General features: G+C 41.9%; 16 protein-coding genes. 4 read left to right on the forward strand and 12 right to left on the reverse strand.

The window, feature by feature from the left end; all coding sequences use genetic code 11:
• From vgrG to VK664_RS00140, 10 genes are all read right to left on the reverse strand, one after another.
• Positions 1-1,505 (reverse strand): type VI secretion system tip protein VgrG (gene vgrG / locus VK664_RS00095; RefSeq protein ID WP_461396547.1); only part of this gene is annotated, 1,505 nt, incomplete at its 3' end.
• Positions 1,505-2,245, reverse strand: a complete 741-nt coding sequence (locus VK664_RS00100; RefSeq protein ID WP_461396548.1) for a CIS tube protein — start codon at positions 2,243-2,245, stop codon at positions 1,505-1,507. The genes vgrG and VK664_RS00100, both read right to left, overlap by 1 nt.
• Positions 2,246-2,419 carry a DUF5908 family protein gene (locus VK664_RS00105; protein ID WP_461396549.1) on the reverse strand — a complete coding sequence of 58 codons (174 nt, stop codon included), beginning with the start codon at positions 2,417-2,419 and terminating at the stop codon, positions 2,246-2,248.
• Between the two features lie 3 nt (positions 2,420-2,422).
• Positions 2,423-2,896, reverse strand: coding sequence for a phage tail protein (locus tag VK664_RS00110; protein WP_461396550.1), 474 nt, complete (start codon positions 2,894-2,896; stop codon positions 2,423-2,425).
• 10 nt (positions 2,897-2,906) lie between these two features.
• Positions 2,907-3,389 carry a phage tail protein gene (locus VK664_RS00115; protein ID WP_461396551.1) on the reverse strand — a complete coding sequence of 161 codons (483 nt, stop codon included), beginning with the start codon at positions 3,387-3,389 and terminating at the stop codon, positions 2,907-2,909.
• A gap of 32 nt (positions 3,390-3,421) precedes the next feature.
• Positions 3,422-4,495 (reverse strand): hypothetical protein, encoded by a 1,074-nt coding sequence (locus VK664_RS00120; RefSeq protein WP_461396552.1) that lies wholly within the window; start codon positions 4,493-4,495, stop codon positions 3,422-3,424.
• A gap of 41 nt (positions 4,496-4,536) precedes the next feature.
• A complete protein-coding gene (locus tag VK664_RS00125) occupies positions 4,537-5,565 on the reverse strand; it encodes a hypothetical protein (protein WP_461396553.1) in 1,029 nt (342 codons plus the stop codon).
• Positions 5,566-5,604: 39 nt separating this feature from the next.
• Positions 5,605-6,999: a phage tail sheath family protein gene (locus tag VK664_RS00130; RefSeq protein WP_461396554.1), complete on the reverse strand. Its 1,395-nt coding sequence runs from the start codon at positions 6,997-6,999 to the stop codon at positions 5,605-5,607.
• A 53-nt stretch (positions 7,000-7,052) separates the two neighbouring features.
• Positions 7,053-8,366 carry a hypothetical protein gene (locus VK664_RS00135; protein WP_461396555.1) on the reverse strand — a complete coding sequence of 438 codons (1,314 nt, stop codon included), beginning with the start codon at positions 8,364-8,366 and terminating at the stop codon, positions 7,053-7,055.
• Positions 8,367-8,368: 2 nt separating this feature from the next.
• Complete coding sequence (locus VK664_RS00140) at positions 8,369-9,001, reverse strand: Pvc16 family protein (protein ID WP_461396556.1); 633 nt, start codon at positions 8,999-9,001, stop codon at positions 8,369-8,371.
• 425 nt (positions 9,002-9,426) lie between these two features.
• Here VK664_RS00140 and VK664_RS00145 point away from each other — a divergent pair, with 425 nt between their 5' ends.
• The 4 genes from VK664_RS00145 to VK664_RS00160 all read left to right on the forward strand — a co-directional run bounded on the left by VK664_RS00145 (position 9,427) and on the right by VK664_RS00160 (position 16,265).
• Positions 9,427-9,711: a hypothetical protein gene (locus tag VK664_RS00145; RefSeq protein WP_461396557.1), complete on the forward strand. Its 285-nt coding sequence runs from the start codon at positions 9,427-9,429 to the stop codon at positions 9,709-9,711.
• Positions 9,712-9,716: 5 nt separating this feature from the next.
• The gene (locus VK664_RS00150) at positions 9,717-9,947 is read left to right on the forward strand and encodes a hypothetical protein (RefSeq protein ID WP_461396558.1); all 231 of its coding nucleotides are present in this window, start codon (positions 9,717-9,719) and stop codon (positions 9,945-9,947) included.
• Entirely contained in the window at positions 9,908-10,309 is a 402-nt protein-coding gene (locus VK664_RS00155) for a hypothetical protein (RefSeq protein WP_461396559.1), read from the forward strand. Before VK664_RS00150 ends, VK664_RS00155 begins: the two co-directional genes overlap by 40 nt.
• Positions 10,310-10,880: 571 nt before the next feature.
• Positions 10,881-16,265 (forward strand): DUF7379 domain-containing protein, encoded by a 5,385-nt coding sequence (locus VK664_RS00160; RefSeq protein WP_461396560.1) that lies wholly within the window; start codon positions 10,881-10,883, stop codon positions 16,263-16,265.
• Positions 16,266-16,396: 131 nt separating this feature from the next.
• Here the strand turns inward: VK664_RS00160 and VK664_RS00165 are convergent, their stop codons facing one another.
• Positions 16,397-17,710 carry a pentapeptide repeat-containing protein gene (locus VK664_RS00165; protein ID WP_461396561.1) on the reverse strand — a complete coding sequence of 438 codons (1,314 nt, stop codon included), beginning with the start codon at positions 17,708-17,710 and terminating at the stop codon, positions 16,397-16,399.
• Positions 17,711-18,311: 601 nt separating this feature from the next.
• Positions 18,312-23,504 carry a DNA repair ATPase gene (locus VK664_RS00170; protein ID WP_461396562.1) on the reverse strand — a complete coding sequence of 1,731 codons (5,193 nt, stop codon included), beginning with the start codon at positions 23,502-23,504 and terminating at the stop codon, positions 18,312-18,314.
• Positions 23,505-23,742: the final 238 nt, after the last annotated feature.

Genomic DNA, 23,742 nt, shown 5'->3' on the forward strand with positions numbered 1-23,742 from the left:
ATCTTATTGCCTCCAGGTGTATCAATGGTGATTGTTTTAGTATCATCTTTAAAACTTATGTGCATTTTACTTCGTGTAGTAAATCCCTTCTCATGATTCGTGTCCTTTGCTTTTATGGGAGCAGGTTTTGCACTACTGTGCAACATTCCCAGTACAACAGCATCACGCGGATCATCATTGATGAATCCAACGATAACCTCATCGCCTATCTCCGGACGAAAAAAAGCACCGCGATCGGATCCCGCATCGAGGCTTGCAACCCTGGTCCAGATTCCCTGCGCGGTATTATCTATGATCGGGATTTTTACCAATATCCTGTCTTCACCATCCGGATCATTCTCCAATTGCACCACCTTTCCCGTATGCAATCCATGGATACCGCCGGAAAGTCCAGCGGCAAGTCCATCATTCAAATCGTCGTGCTCAAATACATAACGCGCCGGATCCAAACCGAACTGGATATGTGAATCCCACATTCCGTTACCCATTTCATGTCTAACAGCAGTAACGAATGCTTTCCCTTTGAAACGATCACCAACTCCTTCGAGAGTAACAAGATCTCCTGGCTTTACTCCAGAAAAACCGGTGAATTTAGCCCGGCCCCGGATCTTCGCCATCCTGCTTCTCAACATCACACTATCCGCCCATTCCTTTAATTCCTGTTCGAGCACATGTCCGCTATGCCGGATCTCAAATTTTTCGAGGTCTATAGTGTTTGCCAGTTCGGTTGCTGTTAAGTTCCCATGCTCACCAAAAGGAGCTTTTGAAGACTCAGCATCAAAAAGATCCTGATTTTTATAGTCCCATGAATAAGCCTGCACATTTTTCCATTGCGTACGCGCATCCATCTCTGCTTCAAATTCCAGAATCGAGGACCCATAATTCAGATTCAGGACGGCGTTAGCGGAACTATCCGGCTTTGCTATTTTAATAACACCATCACTAACGTTCACCAACATACTATTTGCCTCAGCCCGGAGCAACATGAAATCCCAATCGCTGATATGATGCTGTACCAGTTCTTTATGTTTCGTTTTTGTAGATGACACGTCAGCCTTAAGAGAATACTTCGCATACTTCTTTATCAATTCATCAAAAACATCGCTGTCTTTTACATTTTCGAAATAATGGCTATGACGTCCCACCGCCATCCTGATAGAATCATCCCTGCATTCGATCACCAGTTCGCCATTGCCATTTTCTTTCACTTTGATCGCATGCTTTATGATGATTCCTTTGAACAGCTGCGCGTTCTCCCCATCAAGACCGATTTTGATCATGATCTTTTTACCCGGAATGAATTCGTCTGTATTGCTTAATTCAAAAGTTCTCTCGGATGCTTCGCCATCACGGAAAACGATTCTTGCCGAAGGGATTCGATTGATCTCCTTTGTAACAAGAATGGATAGAACCTGGTAAGCAGGGCTGACAGCTTTATCATTGATCATGATCGTGTAAGTGACCATGTCATGACGCGAAGTATTTGGTATCAGTAAATCTCCCATTATATTTCTTTTTGATCAAAGGGTGGAAAATAGAGATCGCTGCCAGACCTGATCCGCCGAATAGTTGTCAAATGATTTACCTTGCCGACCTGGAGCAGGTATTTCGGATCGTTATAGATACGGTAAGTCAGGTAATCCAGACGGTCGCCTTCTTTAACCCGCCGGTAATGCGTTAGATCCGGTGAACTGGGTTTATCTTCAGCAATCCTTTGTTCCCGCGTTTTATAATCAACAAAAGTGCAACTAAGCTTTGCCCGCAGCGGCTTGCCATCAGGGTTGAACAATGTATAGTTGATATCGAGGCTGGACAATACACACCTGAATCGTATTTCAGAGCCCCAAATGAGCAGTAAGAATTTCGGACGATGGATCTTCTTCGACATCTTGTATACACAGTCCAGGAAATTCTTCAACTGTTGTTCAACAGGCAATACTTCATTGACGATCTTTCTGTCTTCCAGTTTCGCTTCGACATTGACCCGCCGGTATCCTTCCATTGTTGCGGTGCCATCGAGAATAAAATCCAGTTTTAATTCTTCAGGTGCAACAGATTTGAACCGTACATCCGTCCCCCGGCCACCGTGCCCTCTCCGAACATCCACATCGATCTTGAGGGTCTTGGTGAACGATTCCGGATTGATCGGAGTAACGAATGTAGGTGTCTTCTTATCCAACTCTTCTCCCGGATCTGTAAACTCCTTATCCTCGAAGGAATATATCCTTACTTTTTGTAATTCCATTTAGCGTTCGTTTTTATCTTTCAGAATTTCCATAATCCGTTGAATGCATATGTTGACAATTTCTTCGTTTGGTGATACTGAGTTATTCTCTGCGCCCGCAGGCGTCGCTCCTCCGGCAGCATCATCCTGAACTACCGTGGCTTTAATAATGAGTTCACGAATTTCAATAGGCATAGTTTATCTGTTTACAAAAGAGATATAATTGTAATTCAGTTCGAGTGTTTCGATCAATACCTCACCGCGTTCAGCATTCAATTCACCGATCTTCCAACTCCTCGGCCATACATTATTCACTGTCCATTGTAAAAGCGGATTGTGTTCCTCATCAAGTAATTGTATATCCACGATTCCAATTGGAATTACGATCTGATCCTGGAATGCAAGATTCAGCCATTTCGTCACACCCGATTCCGAAGAAAGCAGTACACCTCTCTTAAGGATTAATGGTCCATACTTTCTTCTTACCGGGATAACATGCTCAAAACGATTTTCACCTCCCTCCTTGACCGTCTCTGTTTCGATCGTCGAATCGAGGCCGGTTACAGATTGAAAACGTGTATCGAAAGACTCCGTATCATCCGGAGAAAAGCAAACCCTGAAATGAAAACCGGGTAGCTGGTAAAACTCGTCCTGACTTTTACGTTTTTCCATTTACTCAGTTTTATTTTAATAGGATATCCAATCCCTCGTGCACGAGTTCCATAGTTTCAATCGCCACCTCATTCGCATCCGCTTTCAGATCGGTTGATTGAATTTTTGAGGGCCATGCATTTTGAAGCGTCCAGGTTATGATCGCATTGTGTTCTTCATTCAGCAATTTGATTGTAACAGGCCGCCTGAATTTCGATCCTGTTTTATTTCCTTCCTGGAAATAATAGGTTTTCTTCCATTCATTGAAGTAGGCGAAGTCCCCTTCGAATGTGCCTCGCTTCAGCGTGACGTTGGCGAATTTGGTCAATCCAGGTTGTTTGGTCTTATTGTATTTTTTACTGTTGCCTTCACGATACTCAATAACTTCTGTTTCAAAATCCAATCCACTGACTTCAGTAAATCCGATCCGATACTCTTTTTCATCGGGTTTAATACTTGCCCATTCAACCTGGAAATGGAATTTTGGAATGGGATAATCTCCTTTCGCTGGCATATGAATTGTTTTAATGATGATTATAAAATTGATTATTTACACCTGTCTTTTGGATTAACCTCTTTGATTGCATTTTCGAGACTTACCTTACAAGCAGTAAGCAATTCTTTTTCTTTTTTTGCGTCATTCAGTTTTTTCGAAAGTTCAGGCACACACTTCTCGTCCTTGTCAAGCATTTTTTTGATCTTTCCTTTATAACCATCCCTGCAAATAGGAAAACCAATTGTTGGCGTTAAATCGCATTTTTCCTGCTCACATGGATCATTCGATGGTTTCTGCTCCTGCTGTCCATAGCCCTGCTGCTTTACAGGTGGTTTTGTTTCATCCTCATCCTTGCAGTCGACATTCGCATCTTTGCAATCGTCCCAACACTCAAATGCACAATACCATTCACAGATTATGGTTTTGAATCCGTACCGCGGTTTTGCCTCATTACAATCACAGGGTTTTCTGTTTGGATCACAGGGATTATAGGAATCATCATCGCGTGGACAACTCTGTGTAGAAATATTATTCCGGATAAGCTGGGCGAGTCGGATCGCCTCAACAATAGCGGTTATCAGTGCTGCCCTGGTTTTAATAACTTCCTCCAGCTTTTTGTAATACTCACCAAGGCATTTCAGGATTCCCTGGTCCCTGACCAACGACGGATCATTATTGCTATTGATGCAATTTTGCAGGAAGTCATACCGGATTTTAATCTGATCGACCTGGAAATAAAAATCCCTGATCATGCAAAAAAGAATTTCTATCGCCTCAGTTGCTTTGCAGGAGTTATACCAGATCTTTTCTGATTGACTGGCGAGAATATCAAGTTGATGACAAATCAAACGCGCTTTGTCCTCGGCGTCTATCAGTTCATCGATCCATTTCCTATACCGGTTACGCCTGTCCATGATAACACTCAATTGCTTTTCCATTTGAAGCACTTCCTCTACTTTGCTGGTGTAACGGCAGGTTACTTCTTTCAATTCATCTCTCCAATCATCATAGCAGCAATCCGTACATTTTGGATCATCCGGTGGATCTTTCCGGCAGCAGTCGAATAGCTGACTACCTTCGCCGATATTTTTATCTGAGGGTTGATAATTATGCTGTGTTAACATAATATTTCATTTACTGGTTAAATACAATTATTGATAACTTTTTAGTCTGCGTAGTGATTTTGAGTTGTCGCCGGAGGTTTGGTTGTTTCAGTGCAGCAAAACGTGACCTTTACTTCACCACATATTTCGCAGATACATTCCTCGCTTCCTTTAAGGCGCGGCTCACAAATCTTATCGTCCGGCTGTTTGAGGCAACGGCATTTTGGACAGCAGAGGAATTTTGCCGCGTCGTAATACCCTTCGAAAGTAGCACGGGCATTATTCCTATCGATTGCAGCTTTAGTAATATCCTGCACAGACTTAACAAGATCTTCCTGTAGTTTTTTCAGATCCGTTTCGCGGGCCTTCACTATGTCTCCGATCAGCGTCTTGAACGATTTTGATTTTTCATCCAGTAATTTCTGCTGTGGCTCAAGCGTATCAATGTTTGAAAATACCTGTATCCCAACTACGTCGTGTGCAGACTTGAAAATGGAATCAATATCTGTTGCAAGTGCCTTTGGCATGCAAATCAGTTCTTTTATCCAATTGTCCGAACCGTTGCATGCGTCCGGGATCTTTGGTTGATCTTTGCAATCCTCGGTTGTTTTACCAGTTAATGCCCTTCGTTGGGTACTATTGCAACTGTCCTTAAAGCAACTGTCAAGATCACAGGCCGCTTTTTTAAGGTCGCTGAATTTACCCTTAGCTTCTTTTACACCCTTTGCGATTTCTTTGAGTTTGTCGGAAAGTTTTTTATTCCAGTCTTTCAACTGCGTCACATTCGCTTTTAGCGACTCATTGGTCTGTGAAAGTTCAGTTCCTATTGTGATGTCGAAATTGCGAAAGCGTCTATAGTTTTCCTCGGAGTACCGGAACAGGCATTTCTTATCGTTGTACACCAGGTTTTCGCCATCAAACTTTTTTTCCTGCTTGTTTTTCTCACCATCCCATTCATAAAGTTTATCACAAATACCTTTCCGATCGAAATTGATCGCAGCCTGCGTCGGCAGGTCCTTCTCCTCACAGTCCTTACAGTCCTTATCCCGGTCATCCGGCCGGGGAGGATATTTTCGTTGATCATTTGCCATTTTGATATGATTTAACGGTTAATGGAATTTATAAGGCGACTATTCAGATAACATTTTATGCATGAATTTCAAGATGATGAATTCAGCCGGCCGAACAACAGCCATTCCTATTTCGACGATCATTCGTCCCTCCCATATGTCTACTTCAGTCATCGTCTCACCCAGTCCAACCTTTATGAAGAATGCTTCTGCTGTTGTTGTGCCCTGAAGTGCGCCTGCTTTCCATTGTTGTGTGAGATAATTTGAGATCATGGATTTCACCCGGATCCAGGTATTAAGATCATTGGGCTCAAATACAAATTGTTCCGTTGCATTTTTTGTTGATTCTTCCACCATGTTGAAGAAGCGTCGGACAGGAATATATCGCCATTCATTGTCGTTGCCGGCAAGCGTTCTCGCCCCCCAGACCACGGCAGCACCGCGACCGGTAAATGTTCGGATGACATTGATGGATTTTCCCGCTACGTTATCCACGTTCAGGTCTTCCTGCTCCTTATGCGTGACCAGGAATTCCGGGCTGTCAACAAAGTCGAGATTAACATTTGCCGGCGCTTTCCAAACTCCCCTGGAATTATCCACCTCTGCATACTTACCAACAACCGAAGATGAAGCCGGAAGCAAAACCTCTATATCGTCAATTGCAGCCTTAGCCATAAAGTAGAAGGAATTATTCTTTGTCTTCAATTCTGCCAGAGTGCCTGTGAGTGTTGCATCTCCTTTCCCGATGATGTTCACCGTTTCATCACCGCCATATTTGTATTCAATCTGTGAGTTAATGCGCGGATAATAAATGGCTCCGTATTTCAAACGATCTGTATCACCTGAAATTCGCAACCTTGCTTCCGCAATATTTTCAGACTTCAGGAATTCGGGATTGATATAAACATCTCCCACCGCAAACCTGTCCTTAAGATCTTTACATTGATCGAGCGCCTCAACGAAAAGAGAGTAATAGCTGGCGGCCTCCGTGATGTTCAGGCCATCAGGAAAAACGATAAGCGTTACTTCATTGATCTTTGCAACTTCATCCAATCCGGACTTCAGCGTTGCCTGGCCGATGACTCCTCCACCGGTGTAATCGCCCACAGAAACGATATAGCAGGGTCCTCCTCCATTAATGAAGAACATTTGGAGTGAATAAAACATCAGGTAGTTTGACCTGTTCTCGACCTTACCCTGTACTTCCACTCTTGTACCGCTTGTATCGATGGTGACGATGATACCTGCTTCCGGCTGCGGGCCGCCGAAATAGAGTTCGTAGTCAAGCATTGAAGTAATCCGGAATGGAACGTTTCGCAAATCATCGTCCTCTTTGCGTTTTGCTTTTTCGGTATAACCAATAAATGCTGGTATCGCGGTTTCAACTGAGGCGATGGAGGGTGGAAGCCTCCTGATTTCCTCAATATAGACACCTGGCGTTTTGTATTCTGGCATATAAAATTGTTTTATTTGTGAAGAATATTGTCCGGTTAGATGATACCGTTAGGTCAGGGCCCTTTTGAAAAAATTCCGGCGACCGGCACAACGATATCAGCAAACAGGCGCTGTTGCTCACCAACTGTGATAACCGTTGACTCGGGATGAGGGAGATAATCAGGCGGTGTGGACCCGTTTCTTTTGAAAGGAAAGGCAGTGAAAGACGAGGAACGGGGAGCTTTTGATATCAGTTTTCCATTTTCATCATCAAGGTGGAATTGCAGAATCTCTGGCGCAGGCTTGAGTTTTTTGTCGTCCTTACTGAAGTAACGGAAATAAACAATCCTGCTCTTGAATCTCAGTTCATATTTAGTATGAGGCACCTTTGTGCCATCGGCAAGAATATGCGTTGTAAGAGTTCCGTCACCCCGCAATAACGCGAAGGTGTTACCTGTTTTGCTGATCTTTATTCCGATAACAGCGAGATTGTCTCCACTGTATATTGTTTTATCGAGATAAAAACTCCTGGTGTCAGTGAAATTGTTATTACCGATCACTTCCAGTTCATAGCGCCCCGCTTGTAGTTCCTGATTATTTTCATCTCTCGAAAAATTCAGGGCGGCTGTGGCTATTCGCCCGGTTTGGCTAAAATCAATATTTTTAACAAGATCACCATCAGATTTTTTAAGTGAGAAACTGCATTGAGTAACATTGGAATCAGGTGGAAAATAATAAGTAAAGGCTGGCGGCAATAAGGTCCTGTCGGCGCTGGTAACAAATCCCGTACCTTCAACTTTCCTCCATTGGTCTGCTGGCGCAGTGTTTTTCTTGTTCATAAATTCAAAGATTCCCTGGCCCGTCTCTATTGCCAGCTCGCCCTGCTCATATTTTTTAGTGGTGTTGATTGGATCTATCGGTTTAGATAACGAAGGGAAGATCTTATCATTCACTGAGTTGTCGTTATCAAAATAATAAATCGATTTTGTTGTCGATTGAAAGGGGAAGTTACCAAGTTGATTGCCGTCGGAATTATGGGCGCGAATGCTGAAAAATATCATTGAATCTTCTTTGGGAGTTACAAAGGGGGTATAAGTAACAGACCCGTCGGGAAGCGTTTGCTTTTTAACCTCAATGGCTACCCTAAAGCCAGTGATGGTCGGCAGAAGACGCATTCGCCATCCCTTTAAGAGTGCTTCAGAACTTTCCAACACCTTAATTTCCCAGTCAGATTGCAGCCGGTAAAAATTGTCTTTAATTTTTTCCTGCAACAGCTTTTCTCTCGACTGAGCATCAGTGATATTGAAATAGGATTCACCTTTACTGTTGATCAGGTAATATTCATGCAATAGCATGACTTCAAACAATATCTTATAAACAACAGACATGATTAATGATTGTCAGTAATTTTTACAATATTGGTCGTAACTTCTTCGATAAGAGGAACAATCTTCTGAACGCTTTTATCCGTGATCATTACAAGGCGCATTTTGTACATCGCAAACGGAATCTGTCTTCCACCCAATGATCCCCACAAGTGATTGATCTGTTCGAACGTCAGCGTATATAGTTCAGCGATAATCTTCAAATTTGCTATTTCCGGCTTGCTGAGGTCGCCCAGGTCGCCGGGCAGAATCACGGGGGAAGTAGCTGGTGTAAATGTGTTCTTTCCCTGGAAAAACCTGATCACAAGTGAAAGCCTTTTCAGCGCTTGTACATAGGCGTTATTTGGGGGAACGCCACCTGTAAAATTGGAAGTAAAGAGTACATACAGATTGAGGAATACCGGCCGATTTTCATATCTCGCGGTGCCATCACCGAGCTTTGTAAACAGATTGCCGTTTTTCAGCGTACTTTCCTCTTCGATGTTTACAACGGAAATCACGAGGCTATTTTCAAGATTCTGCCCTTCGTCTGTATCGAAGAGACCGATATTCTCGATTACGACATTGGCAGGATCACCTTGTGCTACCATATAGGCAGACAATTCCTCCCGCAATAATATCATTGCGTTTCCAATCACTTGTGGTTTTTTAGGAGACAATAAAATTAACTACGCAACCGTAGGTCGCGTTCATACTAATCAGTAGATCATGTATCCAGAAGGGAACGGTTTTGGTGAAAGAACTCACCAGCCAAAATACTTTACAAAGTTGCGAGACAAAATTTCACTAATAATCAGGAGCTATAAGAAGAGTTAATTCGGTTTGGGATATGAATATAGGAGATTTTTGGAATTCCACCGAAAATGGTTTTCAAATTTAAAAAGTAGAGCCGTACATAAATGGCTGGTCGGTACACCCGTTAACATACATGCTACTAAAAGAACTTATTAAGCAAAAATTTTTGACCCGGGAGCCCCCGATTTTTATGCAATGTTCAGCGCCTGTCAGCTTGGCCTCTTGATATTAAACCTTGCCATCATAACCTTAAGACAATTAATTTTCTATGAAACAAAAACCCGCAGAAAGAAAAGAGTCGAAGGTTGATTCTTATATGGAAGAAACCACTTTTATAAAATCTGAAGCGACTATTTTTATTAACTACCGCAGGGACGACAGTAAAGACGAAGCGGCATATCTGAGAGCAATAATAGCTAACCAGTTCGGGAGTGAAAAAATATTTCGCGATCTGGATTCAATAAAGCTTGGCGCTAATTTCCCGGAAGTGATCAAACGCTTCATTCTCCTTTCGGAAATGCTAACCCAAATGGCGGCAGAGTGGTTATTTTAACAGCTATGGAATATTCTTTACAGAGATTGGGCAAAAAAATCCTACTTGATGCAAAAGACTTTCATGATATTTTTGATCAGTTCCAGGATGCTGAAATAACGAAATATGGCGCCTTTTACTTTGATGATATGATTTATGTGGTGGACTTTGTCGGGATCAAAGCAAGAAGAGGAAAAAAAGATATGTTGCTCGTTCAATGCCACTACAAGGAATTAGTGATGTGCCTGCGCAATTAGCTTTAAAGCGGCCGGTTATTTGTAGCTTTAAATATGACGAATACTGGTTTGATAAAAAAGTTTCAAAAACGGGACTGATTGATTTTGTCATGACTAAAGGGGCCATGCCAGGCGAAACAGTAGGAGTGATAATAAGCTGGAACCCTGTGAATGAACAAATCAAATTACTTACTCCCTGGGTTAAATGGGGAAACAAAGGAGTAGCGGTGATAACTAAAGACGCCATGGAACATGTACGGCCCCGTAATCTGCGTGTAATCGAAGCTGTTGAAAAACCTTCTCCATATAGCAAGCCCTTATTGGACCTGTCAAATAAAATGGCTGCAGAAAATCGAAAAAAGCCGCGAAAAGTAAAAGCATAGCAATTTAGAAGATGGCTTCACCGTTTTATAGTCCTTAATGTTATGTATTCTTTGTGCATTCACTCGTTGTTGTAAACCTTCATACAATAATCAATAATCGACTAACCCTTCAATGGCTCCAGCATTTTTGTTCGCTGAGGGTCTTCAATCACAGTATGAGGGAATGGATATAATGCTATGTTTTTTAGAATCATTTTTTAAATTAAAAAGAAGGTCGCTGAGTACAAAAAAATGAAAAGCAATTAAGAACTTCACTAACTTTAAATATCACTAATCTAATATCCCATAATCTCTGCTGCGTAGTATTATCCTGGAAAACCGGGGTTGATTAACATCCCAGAATGATGGGTCGACGTTAATAAAATTTACATTTGATTGCAGACCGGTTATCCCTCTGATAGTTAAAGCAAAGCATTAGTAGCCGACGAGGGCTAATTCTTAAAAAATAATTTTATTTATCGATTTCCTGATAAGAGAGCTTTTGTATTAGTACGAACAGAACATAACTTTTCCCTCTGCATAAAGATTATGCACGGGGCCTTGTCTATAATAAAACCCCCTGACAAATTTTATGGCAGAATTTACTTTTAAGTTTTATGGTTCGCCTGTTGAAATACCTTCAGAAACCAACCTGCAACTCAGGAGCATACAGCCGGATTTAATCATAACCGAGTACAGAGCCATCACAGTTCGTTCAGCTGAATCCAAACCGGAAATAATAACAGTCTCAGAAGACACTATTGTGGCCCTTGAGATGAGCAACGATGTTGAATGGCATTACAATAAAGAAGAATTTGAAGAGTTTCTAGAAAAACAACCTGGTACCCGAAGTGCTGATAATATCCCCGAAGTACCAGGCTTTTTCAGTTCGACGACCAATACCCGGGGATTCGAAGATATAATTGTGACAAAAGCCTTAAAGGTAATTACTGGCCTGGCAGCAAAGCATACTGCAGAACTCCTGGTAGAAAAAATGGAAGCCAAGCTTGAGATAGGCTTACACAGGTTGGATGATAATTTCAAATTTATAAAATTTGATAAGGCAAACATCGAAAACAGCAAACCATACTTGCTGTTTATCCACGGTACTAACTCTAACACGAGCGGCGCTTTTAGTGGTTTGAAAAAAAACAAAGCCTTTGATAAGCTATATAAATTCTATGAAGGACGGGTATTGGCATTTGAACACAAAACCCTTTCAGAGAGCCCGCTGAAGAATGCCACCGATTTATTAACTGCATTGCCGGATCAAATAACACTCGATATTGTTTCTCATTCAAGGGGAGGGCTGATTGCGGACCTGCTTGCCCGGTGTAGTAAATCAGGACTCCCATTTGACGACGCCGAACTTAAAATCATCAATGCGAACATGGATTTTCTGCCGCTAAAAAAGGAAGTAGAAGCAGCTAATCATGCAGCAACTAATAAAAATATCACAGTTCCCAAGATAGTGAGGGTAGCGGCCCCTTCGGCCGGAACGGTGTTGATTGACTCGCGGCTTGATAATCTCGTAAATGTATTTTGCAACCTTATAAAACTTATTCCTGGCGCAGCGGCCTGTATGCCTCTGGGACTATTCCTTGATTTTGCCAGGGCTGTGGTCCGTGAAAGAACGGATATCAATGTATTTCCGGGAGTTGCTGCGCAAATACCCGGTTCGCCGCTTATCAGGCTACTAAATAATCCCAACAGGGAAATAGAATCTCAATTATTTGTTATTTCAGGCGATGTGGAAGCGAGTGGTATTGTAAAAACCTTGCAGGTAATGTCCACCAACCTTTATTTTGGTGAAGCGCATGACCTGGTAGTAAACAGCAATTCCATGTTTAAAGGCACTTACAGAAAGACCAATGTTCTTGAACATTTTGAACAGGATCCAGCAGTCAATCATTTTAATTACTTTATCAATACCTCCAGCCAGGACGCATTGATTGAGGCTCTTACCGAACCTTCAAAGATCGGAAGCAGCTATCAGAGTCTGGGCATTTCAAAAACGATTTCAGTTTTTCATGAACGTGGTATAACCGGTAAAAAGCCCCTGGTGTATATCATACCTGGCATTACAAACACCGAGCTGGAATCTACTATTACTGATGAAGTTGGCAATACAAGGAATGAAAGATTGTGGATCAATTTTCTTGGAATTGCAACGGGGGCCATTTCCAAACTCAAAGCCGGTAAAGCCGGTATTAAACCCACTGCAGTGCAGCAGCAGGTATATGGTGAATTGATGAATTATCTGAATACTGATTTTGATGTAAAGCCTTTTCCGTACGACTGGCGACTCGATCTCGCTGACGCTGGCAATAAGTTGGCTGAGGATATTCAACAGGTGCTTGACAGTAATGAAAGAACCAACAAAGAATTTCACTTTATTACACATTCAATGGGTGGCCTGGTTCTTAGAGCCATGATTAGTCTACACAACGATCTTTGGAAAACAATCACCGTAAATAAAAAAACAAAAGTGTTGATGCTTGGTGTGCCCAATGATGGATCTTATTCGATCATAAGACTCCTCCTGGGAAAGGACGCAGTGATTAAAAAGCTGGCATTGCTTGATTTTGTGCATTCCAAAACTGAGCTGCTGGAGATTTTTAAGAACTTCACAGGTTTGTTGCAGCTACTGCCCAAAAACGATTCGCGCATATTTGGTGAAGCTTTATGGAAAGAGATGGTTTCAGCCAATAACAATGCAGGCGCAGTGCCGTCCGCAGAACAATTAAAAATGGCCGAGGATTTTTTTAACATAATAAAAGATACCGAATTCGACAATGAAATATTCAGGTATGTTGCAGGTCAGGCTGACGATACCCCGATAGGTTATACTATTGATAAAATGGAAAACAGAATTTCTTTTATCGGTAGCGCTGAAGGGGACGGAAGGGTTTTATGGAGCACCATACCGGACGCATTAAAATCAGAAAATGTTTATTACGTCAATACAGACCACGGTAGTATTCCCCAATATGAACAGGGATTTGAAGGTTTCAGGGATTTGCTACTTAGAGGCAAAACCGATGCGCCGGCATTGTCAAAACAGAGGCCTGTCAATCGGAGCCCTATGGGACCAAAGCAAATGCCCGACAGTGATTATGTTACCATCCCCAGCGAGTTTGAGTTTACAAATCATCTGCTTAGCAATACAGAACCCGTCAGAAAATCGGTCCCCAAAGATCCCATAGGTGTAAGCGTTATGAATGGAGACCTGGTGCATTCGAAGTATCCGGTGGTAGTGGGCCATTTTAAAGGAGATGGGATTGTAAACGCAGAAAAGTACCTCGACCAGGCCCTGGGTTTCAGGTTAAGCGAATATCATTTCATGAATAATTATCCTGGAGAAATCGGAACGCACCTTGTTATCCTGGATGACAACAAAGAAAAAAAGGGCACCATGACCTGCGAAGGAGTTGTAGTGGGCCTGGGTGAGTTTGGCGCACTTACAGAAGGCAGGCTCCTGGTCTCTTTAACACAGGCGTTTCTTACACTTGCTATCAGGTTCAATGAATTATTGAAGAATAAACAAAATGATCCAAACGATGTGGTCGAGTTTGGTATTTCTGCGCTCACTGTCGGAAGTGATTTTGCCGGTTTGCGGATAACTACCTCCGTAAAAACAATTTTTCTGGCAGTGCTGCAGGCAAATGAAAAGCTGGATACGATGAGCAGGCGTGAAAGCGCGAAGTTTAATTATAAGAAAATCAACCACATTGAAGTGGTTGAAATATACCAGCACAAATCCGTCCAGGTGGGCAGGATCATTGGCGATCTGCTTGTTCAGGACGGGTTTAATAATTTCCGTTTTGTGCCACCAGAGATACGCCTGGGATCAGGCGCACTCAGCAGGATTGCAAATGAAAACGTAATGGAAAACTGGCACCGGCTGGAAGTGACCGTGACTGATAAAAATGATTTCACCAATACCAATAAAAACGATGATGACGATACAGAGAAAAATAGAAAAAGTCCTGCAGGAAATACCTTACCCATCCGCTTTACCGCACTCACCGATAAGGCCCATGCGGATGAAAATCTATTACCTGCTAACAGGTTGATAGTAGATACACTCATGGAAAGACTTTCAAAACATTCTAAATGGGACAAAGCATTTTCCCAAACTTTGTATGAATTGCTGATTCCCAATAACTTTAAAGGTTTTGGCTCCAGTTTACATAACCTGGTGCTTATTGTAGATAAGCATACTGCACGTTACCCCTGGGAATTGCTCCACGATGCTAACGGCATATCAGATAAACCAATGGTGATAAATACCGGTATTGTTCGCCAATTGAAATCTGGTGAACAACGTGAGAATATTATTATAAACAGTAGTAACCGGGCGTTGGTAATTGGCAACCCTTTTACTGATGGCAGATACCCTTCTCTACCTGCTGCAGAAATGGAAGCAAAGGCCGTACAGCAAATTTTACTGGACAACGGGCTGGAAACGACACCCAGCATAGCCGAACAGGATATTTACATTATACAGAAATTGTTAACCAGGAGTTATAAGATCATTCACATAGCCTCACATGGAATTGTGGGCAAAACCGCCGAAGAAGCTACAGGCGTCATATTTGGCAAGGAAATCATTTTTACTGCCGGTGATTTTGACCAGATAAGGGTTGTACCTGAATTTGTATTTATTAACTGTTGCTCATCTGATAAGTACGACCCTGCCATTGCAGAACAGATGCAACAGAAGTACCGACTGGCTGCGAGTGTGGGTACTCAATTAATCCAGATGGGCGTAAAAGCTGCGATTGTTACCGGCTGGGAAATTGACGATTCAGCCGCAAAAACATTTTCTTCATGCTTTTATAAATACATGTTTGAAGGTTATAATTTCGGTGATTCCGTAAGGGAAGCACGTTCGAAAACCTACAGCAAACACCCACTTACCAATACCTGGGGCGCTTATCAATGCTACGGAGACCCTTTTTATGCTTTCAAGAATAGCAGCAGTATAAGGAAATTAAAATACAATTTTGTGTCCCCCATTGAAGTCATTGCTGAAATGGATAATCTGATTGGAGAGATGACCAGCGGATTAAAAAGAAAAGAAAAAAAAGAATGGCAGAAAAAAATTGAAGACATCATTGATGGCCTGTATTTTTCGTGGCGCCAGAATGCGACAATAATGGAAAAGATTGCATCTGCCTACAGAACGATTGGCTTCTACCAAGATGCCATCAAGTACTACGAACAAATTTTTGATCTTGAAAACGCTGTCTATACTGTTAAATCCCTCGAACAGTACTACAATGTAAAAATCCGTTTTGCAATAGATCAATGGAAGAATAAAAAAATAAATAGTGAGGACGCGTCAAAAATATTTGATAATGCTATTGAGGGATTAAAAAAGTTGAACGGAAACACCCTGGAAAGATATAGCCTGATTGCAGCCAGTTACCGTCGTTTTTCTGAAATCAGTAACGACGATATCGCTCACCTGATTGAAGCCGCCAGGTATTATCACCTGGCTTACCAGCATGGGCTAAAAACAACTGGTTATATCGAGTCTTATCCTTATTTTAACTGGCTGCATTTTGCCATATTACTTGATGGTTACGGCGACGGCGATGATTTCCTCAAAATACCTGGAAAAAGGGAAGAGCTGGACAAGAAAGCGCTGGACTACGCAAAAAAATCCGATTTGCAAGAACCTAATTTTTCCAAAAAAACAGCAGGTTCTTCCCATTACATTGCCCTTCTGTTATTAGCCAGCAACGCAGAGGAGATAGACAAATTTTCAACACTAATTATAAATAATTTCGAAGGGGCGTGGAAAAAGGAAGGCGATGAGAATTCCAGGGATTCTTTTACCAGCTATTTAAGTTCGATCGTTGGGTTAATAAGAAAGCTTAATCCCAAAGAGATGTTGCTCAAAGAAGAAAAAATGGAATCACTGGAAGCAGTCAAACGCAAGATAGAAACACAATCGCACACCGGCTGATAAATTAATCGAGTGTGCTAGAAATCCAACCTGGCAGGTTAATTTATTATTCAGAGTTTTTACTCAAATGTCCTATTAATGCAATAGTTGTTAAAAGTCTCATGAAAGTAGCAATCACTGTCCAGTCGATACTATAGTTTATCGATCGAAATGCTGTAAACATTTTTTTTCCTGTTATTGGTTTGTGTATAAAATGCTTCTGCCTCACAAATGAGTTTGTCGAAATGACAGTAGAAATTTTCTTTTGAACTATATTCTATGATCGAGTGAACCCATCCATATTTATAATAGTCTACGAACAAGCTAAACGGCTTCGTTTTGCTTTTTTCAGAGCTCTCAATTATCGGAATAACAGGTATCTGAAATTCACCAACAAAAGCATGTAACTCCTGGGCAATTGATGACGGATCTGTTAGGTCTGCAATGATAAAGCGGGACATGCCCGCTAATACAGTAATGACTTGTGTGAAGTCTTGGTTCTCACTTTTTTCGAAATCAAAAATTATCGGAATGTATTTTGTCCCGTTTATCTTTTTATTCGCAAGTTTGTCACGAATATTGTTCAAAAACTCCTTTCTATCATCTCTAAAACGTCCCAATATTAAGACAATTGAAGAATGGGTAGATTTAAAAACATTAGTGAGGTTTTTATTATTTAAGATAAAAAAAAGAAATTGTGCCATACTTAGATCATCCACAGATAAAGTGGTTAACTCCTCATTTTCACTCATTTTGTAAACTATCTTTAGTTCTTTCTGATCTGCTTGATCCAAATCTTTTATATCCCAGGCTGAGCTCCCGTAAACCTTGCAATTTTTGATTTGAGTTTTCTGGTCCTGGTCTTTCGTAAACTCCGTCCCAGCGATTTGGCTTCCTTGAAGGTTTGCTCCTGAAAGATTTGCTCCCCAAAGCTTAGTTTTGTAAAAATCCGTTCTGCAGAAATTTGCTTCTACTAGAGTTGCTTTCATAAGTTTTGCCTCTCCAAGGTTTGCCTCATGAAAGTTTGCCTTTGTAAGATCAACACCCACTAGATTGGATTGAATGAGATTTGCATTGCTAAAATTAATGCCTTGTAACCCGTTGGATTTAATGCCCTGGTTTTTTTCTTTAATTTTGTCAAAGTTTAGCTCATATAGAATTGGTCTGATATGAGGATGGTTTACCCGCCATTCGTTCCACGATTGCACACCTCGTGCTAGTTCCTTGATGTGCTTGCGTCGCTTTTTTGCAAACAAACATTTTGTGGGATGATTTTTAATGATCTCAATTCCTAAATTGTTGAGGGTTATTCCATGTAAGCCTTTACAAAAATCCTTTTTACCGTCTGCATGAGCATAATCATAATAGTATTCCCCATGTTCTTTTATATATGGATATCGTTCCCCTTCGATTTTGATAAAGTTATCATCAAGATCGATAGTTTTTCCTTTATAATATTCTGCCATTTTAAATAATTTTATTATCAATACTGCCGATATTTAGATAATCATATATTGCATAGGGCTTTGCAATGTCTAATCAGTGATAAAAGTCTTTGTAGTAAGTATAAGAACCCAAACTCCTGATAGATCATTATTAATCAGAACCTATTGCTATGCTCTTCTAAATTCTCAAACGTTTCAAGAAGCTGGCAGAGCGTTGCATCCATTGCAGTCATTTGATCAGTGGCGGATGTCTCAGAAACCTGGCTCTTTTTTGGATACAGAGGGTCGGATTTTTTTCAATCAGATAAATCCTACTTTGCAAACAGCGGTATTCGGAAAAATACTTTTTATACACGCTGCCCCTGATATTTAATCAAGCGATCAAAATTCTGTGTCATTTGTTGAAAAATAATCATGGTCGAAGGCAAGGACAACGCTATATAATCACAAAGAGGGACGATTATCTTTCGCATATTTGCGGCGGGATAGCGATTTTTCATTTAGGTCATATTCATCATTTTTGGTATAAGAGGCATCTTTTCATAGTCAACTACCAGATTGTAAAAATTTATTTGATGTCATGCATTTGCTTCCGCGATCAGTCTATTTTTCTGTTTAGTGTTTATGTGCCGTTGCTAATCGCCTTCGCAATAGCTTCCAAATGCTCGTTAAAGCTACTCAATTGAATAAGCATTTGACCAGAAGTATCATTCTGATCCAACCCCCCAAACTTGTTGTTCTTTCGAAAAACTGTTTTGATTTGTTCCCAGCGTTCGAGTTCAGGTGCGGTAATATAACCGCCAAGTTCTTTTAGCTTAAGCAGGTTTGCCTCAGCATCCGAGGTTAATGTTTGTGATTCACTTTCGTAGTGGGAGAGGATCAGTGTTCGAACCTCTTCGATGTTCATCAATGGTACAACTTTGCCGACCATCTTGTTCATGTTCCGATAAGACCCCTGCAATTTAAAAGAGGGCTCTGTGCGATAAGCATCTTTCATGGCAGCGCTTGCGATGTATTGCTGGTTCACGCGGATCACAATGTCGCGAATCATTAAGATGGACCGAAGAACAGCGAGCGCATCATCGACTTCCTGGCCCTGGTAATTGCCTTCAAGAGCGGGCAGCATTTCCGCGGATGTTTCAATGTAGTTGATGAGTTTATGAAGATCCTCAAAGCTTCGGTTTGAGATTTTTTGCAGGTAACGGTTTTCGGCAACGGCGTTTTCAATTAAGCTAAGGTTGAATAGATGATCGGAAGTGCCAATTACATCACCAAGGTTATAAACATCAGCCCGGTTTGCAAGCATGTCGGGAATCTTGAATTGCTCACCGCTTTCTGTGTAGGGGTTACCCGCCATTACCACGCAAAAACGTTTTCCGCGCAAATCATAAGTCTTGCTATCACCTTCGAAGATACCATCCATCTTGCGCTGACCATCGGCCAGGGAGATAAACTTTTGCAGGAACTCGGGACTGCAATGCTGGATATCATCCAGGTAAAGCATAACGTTATCGGCCATCTCAAAAGCCAGGTTGATCTTTTTGAGTTCTTCACGGGCACCGGAAGTGGTTGCTTCGACGGGATCGATAGATGTGATACGATGACCAATGCTTGGCCCATTGATTTTCACGAAATGCAGACCCATCGTTTTGGAGAGGTACTCCATCAAGGTGGTTTTACCATAACCTGGAGGGGAGATCAGGAGTAGCATACCCATACGGGCTGTGCGTTTATCATCACCAGCTGCACCGATCTGCTTTGCGAGATTTGAACCGATCAAAGGAAAATATATTTCATTGATCAGGCGGTTTCGTACAAATGAACTCAAGACGCGCGGTTCAAACTCACCGATCTTCAAAGCATGTTTGTAGCTTTTTGTAAGGTCGCTCTTGACTTTGTTGAAGGCTTCAAAAGCGGGAACAACGGTCGAGGTGTAGTTCTCCATCTTTGAAAGGAAAGAATGGAAGTTCAGGTTGTATTGCTGCCCTGAAATGACAGCATGCGTGCCCTTCAATCCATTAATCTGGCTTGAGTCTGAAGTGGCGCGCTCTTTATAAGGATGGCTCTTGAATAGAAGTAGACAGGCGGCTTCATCAATATAGGTTGCATCATACCCGCCTTGCTGCAAAAATGCCTGCAGCCAATTCTTTATAATCTGGAACCGGTCTTCAACACTGAATCCTGCATTTTCTGTATCCTTTGCAAAAACATCAAAACGTTTTTGCGCTTGGAGGAATTCATTAAATCCTTTTTTGATGTGGATGGCCTGCTCACTGGCAGTGAAACTTAGGTTTGATGCAAATTCCTCATAAAGATATTGTGCAACATCATTAATGTGTGCAATGACGTATGTATCGTTAGCTCCGTTAGCTCCGTGAGCGCCGGTAACTCCGGCAACTCCGGCAAGCCCTATGGCACCTGCAGTATTTGAAGCATTGAACGTATTTTTGCCATTACCATTATGTGTATTAGTAGAAATGGCATTAACGGTGTTGGATGTAATGGAAGTGCTTGCAGAATTGCTTCCGTTTGTGTTATTTGAAGCGCTGGTAGTGTCGCCAGTGTTAAGACCTACATAAAGCCTGTACTTATTTACAATCTCATTTACCACATAAGCGGACTGCCTGCTTCCTGGAAAACTTTTCTCAATAGAATGAGCTGCAGATATTAACTGCGACAATTTATTTGTAGCTGCTTCATCTATCTGTAACCAAAATAGCTGGGCGGCTACGCGAACTGAAGGCGGATAATTCAGGATACCCAGGCCTTCCCGAAGAGAACGAAGTTGCTCAAATATCAGGATCGCATCAGTATTATGAACACCTTTTAAATAAGCGGCTGCGTAATCACGCTCGACTTTGTCATTGATATAGCTGATATGATCAAAATTATTTTGACCTGCAGTACCGATAGCGCCTGCAGTCCCTGCAGTCCCTGCAGTGCCCGCAGTACCTGAAGTGTCATTGGCACCACCTGTACCATTTGTAACAACTGCGGCATCTGTACTTCGGTGAATAGTAGATGCCACGCCTGTCAAGGAATTTTCATAAGCCTGATAAGCCTGGTATGCCAGATATTCACCACGGTATACCGACGTGTTCTCCGAAATCAACTCCTGCTCCCAGATAAAACGATATTGATATAATGCCTCGGCTTTAACCTCCTTATAAAAACTCGTACCGATCAAATGGAAAAACAGCTTCTCATCTCTCCGGACTATGCTTAAGTCAAGCACCTGTTTATTCACTACGAACTTATAATCACCTAGTGCAATGATGTTCTGGCCATCCACGAACAAATCGGTCTTGTCTTTTAAGTTGCGAAGTGCATCTTCCTGTGCAACCTTTAATAAGTTCTCAAGATTTTCGGCTTTTGCAACATCGCCCAGCGCAGCAAGGTCAGCGACAAGACCGCGTATTTTGCCAATCATTAAATCAGCTGAGAAAAACGCATATATGCTTTCCTTGCTATCAAACGATCGCGCCTTGTTTTCGACGTTCTTCAGAACACGTAATCCGATTTGTTCCAATGAAGCAGAACGTTTGTTGATCTGCGCGATCAACATTTCCTTCTTGCCATTAAAGGCCTTGATCACTTCGTCACGCTTATCTGCAATCTTCAAAACAAAATCAGAAAAATCAGCAAACTTGCTTTCAAGCTCTTCCACCTGCACACTCACCTTGGTGAAATAATCCTCGCATTTTTCAGGAGAGGTAGAGAGATCAAGGAAGGAAACTATGCCCTGTTCAAGTAAAGTTAGTTGTGCGTAGAACTCGCCGGTTGCTTCCTTGCTTCGCAATGAGTTCAGCGTTCGGGCCAGGTCGGCCTTCACCTCGTTCAGCGATGCAAAGATCAGGGAGATCTTTTCAATGATTCGAGTGCTCTGCGTTGTGTCTTCTATTTTCAGGCTGTTCAGGATATCAATCAACATCTCCAGTTCGCCCGCAATACCTTTTACCGCGGCTTCTATGGCTAAAGCATCAATGGCCTTGGTAACACCGGTAACAGCTGCCTTTTGGGCGACAACCTTCTGCTCGTATGGTTCCAGTGCCTTGTCTTTTAGCAAAAAGTTTATGGTGTCTTGGGAAAGTGTCGTGTTATAACCATCGAGCACTTTCTGCAGTTCCTCAACCTTATCGAGCGCAACATATTTTACGTTTCGCAGATCAATCACCGCACCCTGCATGTTGCGGGTGTTTGCAAGCATCTGCACCAGTTGATCAAGGGAGGTCACCACATTGTTCTTGATATCAATCACCAGCTGATCAACGCGTTTCTGCATTGTCGCCAATGTCTCGCGTGCATGTTGGCGCTGTGCCTGCACTTTTGCAAATTCATCAATAGCGGTATTCGCAATGTCTTTTATCGAAGACAACGGTGTAGCTAAATCAAAAGTCGCCGGATCACGTATCCAGAAATAAGAATCGATAACATCATTCGCTTTTTTCTGGATGTCTTCATAAAGCCGCGAATAAGAATCCTCCTTGCTCAACAACTGGATGATCTCCTGGCTCTCAGACATCGCACTCACAATATCCTTGTTCCCGATCTTATACAGCACATTGTCGTGCATGCCATCGTTTTCCTTCAACACAGCTGTATAAGGTGTTTGCCAGATCTGCACCTGGTGATGACGCACAGCTTCTGCTTCGGTCCGGAAATAAATGAGCTTGCCATCATTAAAAACTGTAAAGCCATTACAGATGATCGGGGTTTCAACCTGCTGTACAATGATGTTATAAGACATCAGCACATAAGTGTTACTCCGAACCTGGTAAAATATGTAAAGGATGTCTTCACCATTCGGGGAAGCCACACTGCGGATAAATTCGAGGCCAGTCAGATCGGATTCAAACAATTTATAATCGCCGTTCTGGAGATAATATCCGTTTGGAAAGATTACACCCTGGTTATCCGGCAACAAAATACCCGCATCAAGCAACATTTTGATTGGCTTCACTTCCCGGGTGCGTGCATTAAATATATAGGAACGCGCCTCTTCCTGGTAAGGCTTTATCTTCAACGCCACCAGGTTACCAAGATCAGCATAATAATATTCGGCATCATCGAGCTGCTGATCCTTGTTCAACACCGGTTCATGATAGATACCGCGACCGGATGCGGTATTGTTTTCAACTTTAAAGGTTATATCACCTCCAATGGCTTCAATAAACACCTTGTCGAGAATCGAGATATGCGGGTAAGCACCCAGGCGACGATCTTCCAAATTTGTTTTGATCCAACGGAAATCATGCTGTGGTGCGCGTTGCACCTCATGGATAGACCGGTCATCTACGTAAGTAAGCTGGTTGTTTTTGATCAGCCATTTAAACGCCTTTCGATCATCGACCGTTTTCCCGGTCTGAAAAATCATATACAGGTAGTTCCCGCTTTGGAAAAACCTGGCGAACAATGAATCGCGGTAATATTTATAGAGATTGGTAAAGTCAGTAACAAAAGCTGCATCATCAATCAGCGTTAAAGGCTGCGGTTCAAAATGATCATTGGCGAACTTATAGATACTGAACACATCGCTCAGCTTGATATCTTCCTTCAGACCAAACTGCACATTGTACCCGAATATACAAAGATCGCCCAGGGCAATAATGCCCCGCGATTCCCCATGATTTTCAGTTGTGATCCTTTGGTTAGCGATCAGCTCAAATCCATCAGAACTGAATACCTCATGCCTGGCTACATTTAGCTTGGCCAGTCTCGCGGCAAGTTCGATGCGCTGCTCGTTCAGCCTGTTCCGGATAATCTCGTAAGTTCCGGAATCAAGTGCAGATCCCGTCTTTTGCTCTGTTACTGCCATATTAAACCGAGATAAGGAAATTGATATAAATCCGTGATTGGCGGATTCAATATTGATTCATTAAAAAACGATGCCAGATGATTTTTTTTGGAATGAATGATTTATTGAATGTTACTATTGAACGGTCTTGTTGAATCCTGAATAATTCATTGAATGATACAATTGAATGATCTTATAAATCCTGAATGACCTTATTGAATCCGCAAAAATTATAGAACAAACTAAACAGTAGCTGCAC

The organism is Flavitalea sp. (assembly GCF_035489435.1).
Classification (GTDB): Bacteria; Bacteroidota; Bacteroidia; order Chitinophagales; family Chitinophagaceae; genus DATHKG01.